Source organism: Kribbella albertanoniae (assembly GCF_004348455.1).
Lineage (GTDB): Bacteria > Actinomycetota > Actinomycetes > Propionibacteriales > Kribbellaceae > Kribbella > Kribbella albertanoniae.
In genome coordinates, this window is sequence record NZ_SMKA01000449.1 from 1 (window position 1) to 3,696 (window position 3,696).

3 protein-coding genes are annotated in these 3,696 nt (G+C 66.7%); all 3 read left to right on the forward strand.

The window, feature by feature from the left end; all coding sequences use genetic code 11:
* The coding region (locus E1261_RS45730; RefSeq protein ID WP_202875469.1) for an EVE domain-containing protein at positions 1–211 on the forward strand (211 nt) is incomplete at its 5' end.
* A gap of 754 nt (positions 212–965) precedes the next feature.
* Positions 966–1,538: a hypothetical protein gene (locus E1261_RS43860; RefSeq protein WP_132416163.1), complete on the forward strand. Its 573-nt coding sequence runs from the start codon at positions 966–968 to the stop codon at positions 1,536–1,538.
* An 18-nt stretch (positions 1,539–1,556) separates the two neighbouring features.
* Positions 1,557–2,798: a winged helix-turn-helix domain-containing protein gene (locus tag E1261_RS43865; RefSeq protein ID WP_132416165.1), complete on the forward strand. Its 1,242-nt coding sequence runs from the start codon at positions 1,557–1,559 to the stop codon at positions 2,796–2,798.
* The last annotated feature ends 898 nt before the right edge of the window (positions 2,799–3,696 follow it).

Consider the following 3,696-nt stretch of genomic DNA (forward strand, 5'->3'; position numbering starts at 1 on the left):
CATGTCCATGGGCCCCCGAGGCACCATCGCCCCCTGGCGCCGCCACATCACCTTCACCCCGGTCACCCCCATCCCCCTCACCGACATCACCACCCACCTCCACCTGACCACCCAACCCAACTGGGGCCACCAACTACGCCGAGGCCTGGTCCCGCTGACCCCCGAAGACTTCGCCGTACTCGAAAAAGCCATGACTGCCCCCAGCACCTAACCACCCCGCCTGCCCGCCGCATCGCATTCGATGGGTGAACCCATCCGGTTGGAGGTCCCCTGCCTGAGTTCCCTGGAGGGTGGGGTAGATGTTCGCCCGGACGGGCCCCAAACCGGTTCGGGGAGGGCGCCCACCATCCGCGCAGGGCTTTGGGGAGCTTCCCCCCCCCGAATCCGTCGCGGATCCTCCCCAAACTGGTTCGGGGAGGCGGTTGACGGGGAGGAGGTTGCGCCTCGGGAGCCCAACACCTTCCCGCGGTGGCCATCCACCCGCGACGGTCACTTGTGGAACAACCTCTTCTTCAACCACAACCGAGGCCCGTCAGCCACAAGCGACGACCACTCGGGCGCCGACCTCGCCATCTCCCTCGGCCACCCGCTCGGGCCTGCCATCCTCCACTGTCAATCGGCCGCCGCGGCGCGGACCCGGCACCCCGATCCCGGCCGCATCGCAGAGCACCGGAACCACGCCTTTGTGGAACTTCACTGCCACGGAGCGACCGCGAGGATCCACAAAGGCCGTTGAACCAGCCGGGTGGGCGGACGGTCGTGGCAGGCGACGGATGAGCAGATCGATGTGGTTCTGGAGAGGTTCGGCGGGATCGGCTGAGGGTTCGCGACCCCGACACCTCCTGTGCTCGTGCACCTAAGGGCACGAAGTGGTCTCGGCGAAAAGTTGCGCCAACCATTGGGGTGGAAGGTGCGTCTCAGCTCGCGTTAGGCCATCTGGGGCCGGCGTGAGGGAGGGCATTGTGATGAAGAAGAACGTGGTGGGGCGGATGCTGGCCGGGGCTTTGGCGGCGGGGGTTGCTGCTGTGGTTGCGGGTGCGGGGGCCAGTAGTGCGGCGGCGCCCAGCTACGCGTACAAGTGCTGGGGGACTTCGAAGGACCACTGCAACGTGGCGTTGCAGGCGCCGAAGGGGTGGAAGTTCACGCAGATCGACCGGTTCGAGGCGAAGTTCAGCCACGGGTCGAACGACATGCTGCGGGTGGACGGGATCTACGCGAAGGTGAGCCCGAAGGCTCAGGTGGCGCGGAAGACCGCGGCGCTGAAGAAGGTGCCGGGGCTGAAGATTCTGTCGCAGTCCCACGGGGTGGCGCTGTCGACGGTTCCGTGGAACGCCAAGAAGGTTGTGTACTACGACGTGAAGTACACCTACCGCGACGGTGCTCGGGGGCAGCGCGTGGTCACCACTCGGTACGCCGACACGCTGGACGGCGGCAACCGGGCGTATCTGGAGCTGACCGTGGGTGGACGGCTGCAGGACCAGGCGACCCTCGACCAGGTGCTGACCAAGGCGACGCAGACGGTCACGCTTGTCGGTTGAGGGCGATAGCTTCAGATCATGAAGCTCACTGGGGACGACATACCGGTCGCCGCGGCTCGACGAATCGCGCTGGGGGCGCAGGGATTCGCGGGCAGGCGGCCGGTAGGTCGCATCGACGTACGGCGGATGCGGTCGGCGATCGGGGACGCCGGAGTGCTGCAGGTCGATGCGGTGAATGTGTTGACGCGGGCGCACTACCTGCCGCTGTTCTCGCGGCTGGGCAACTATTCGCGGGAGCGGCTGGACCAGCTGAGCTGGGGGCCGAAGGCGGAGCTGTTCGAGTTCTTCTGGGCGCACAAGGCGGCGTTGCTGCCGGTGTCGTATTTCCCGCTGCTGAGGCATCGGATGCGGGCCGCTGAACAGCAGGACTGGTCGGCTGACCTTGCTCCGGAGATCACCGCGCCTTGGTCGGTCGTGGTCGGGATGCGCCGGTTGCGGGCCGAGCGGCCCGGGTTCGTCGAGCAGGTGCTGGCGACGATCACTGAGCAGGGACCGTTGACGGCTGGGCAAATCAGTCCGGACGATGTACGCCGGAAGCGCAGCGACCCGGATCCGGATCCGACGACGGGTTCGATGTGGAACTGGCAGGACGCGAAGATCGCGGTCGAGTACCTGTTCTGCGCCGGTTTGGTGAGCATCGCCGGCCGGCGGAACTTCGAACGGCTCTACGACCTCACCGAGCGGGTGCTACCGGCCGCCGTACTGGCTGCTTCCGAGCCTGATGATCCGCAACGGGAGCTCGTCAAACTCGCCGCCCGCGGGATCGGGATCGGGACGGCCGCCGATCTCTGCGGAGCCCGTGGCCACTACAAGTTGCCGACCGCAACCGGCCGCCGGATCATCGCGGAGCTCGTCGAGAGCGGTGAACTGATCCCGGTTCACGTCGAGGGGATCACCAAGCAGAGCTACCGCTGGCACGAGGCCGTGGATCGCCCGGTCAACGCCCGCGCGCTGCTATCGCCGTTCGATCCGCTGATCTGGAATCGCGACCGCACCCAGCAGTACTTCGACTTCTTCTACCGGATCAGCATCTACACCCCAGCAGCCGAACGCATCCACGGGTACTACGTGCTCCCGTTCCTGCTCGGCGACAACCTCGTGGCCCGCGTCGACCTCAAAGCCGACCGATCCACCTCCACCCTCCTCGTCCCCACCATCACCCCCGAGCCCGGGGCCCCCGACTTCACCGATCCCCTCCACGAAGAGCTCCGCCTGATGGCGGACTGGCTCGACCTGGAGAACATCAGCTTTTCGTCCTGACCTGTACGTCGGCCGGCCCGTGCCAATGCGCTCGGATACGGCCGGGAACCCACCGCACTGGTTGCTCGCCGCTGCGGCCGGATCTACAGATGGAGTCTGGCTGGGCGGTCTGTGGCTGAGCGGGACGGTTCGGTCGCGGCCAGAGGTGAACGAAGCTTGTGACTGACGGGCTGTGGTTGCTGCCGATCGTGACGAGGCGTTCTACTGACCCGCCGCGATGGCCCGAGGCAGCTCGGGCTGGTTGGGGGCGCCGTACGCGGTTGCCCGGCGCGGCTGGGGACTCGTACCCCCCGAAAACGACGGGTAGAACTCCCCAGCCCCCGCAACAACCAGCCGAACAGCCGAACCCCATACACCAACCGGGGACCCCGGACACCCGACCAGATGTCCAAACTCCCCACCAGGTGACCGCAGCACACCCCGGCCCACCCGCTCGCGGCCCAGCAGAACGCCGTACCCGCAACGTCCGAAGAACCCGCACACCCTGACCTCCGGATCGTCGGACGTTTAATCCCTGCCCGGGGCTAACGTCCGAAGGAACCGCACACCCTGGCCGCCGGATCGTCGGACGTTAATCGCTGCCCGGGGCTAACGTCCGAAGGACACGCGCGCCTGGTGTTCGGATCGTCGGACGTTGTGACGGGCTGGACGGGAATCACCCACGCATCGGACAGCAGAAGGGGTATCCGTTCAATGTGCTGGTTCTCCGCCCAAATAACGAGGGGAGAACCGGCAATCTGAGCGGAGATCCCCTCATTTTCCGCGCGACCACCACAGCACGGGTGGCCATCTGAGCGGATATCCCCCCAGATGGGGGGTTGCCCACTGAGATTTTGAAGGGGCAACCCCCGATGTCGAGGGGCATCCCCCCGGTTGGGGGGTTGGCGGGGGGAAAGAG

Bases quoted from the DNA above. Each gene is read 5' to 3' on its own strand.
- E1261_RS43865 (WP_132416165.1), top strand. From the start codon at position 1,557: ATGAAGCTCACTGGGGACGACATACCGGTCGCCGCGGCTCGACGAATC.
- E1261_RS43860 (WP_132416163.1), top strand. From the start codon at position 966: ATGAAGAAGAACGTGGTGGGGCGGATGCTGGCCGGGGCTTTGGCGGCG.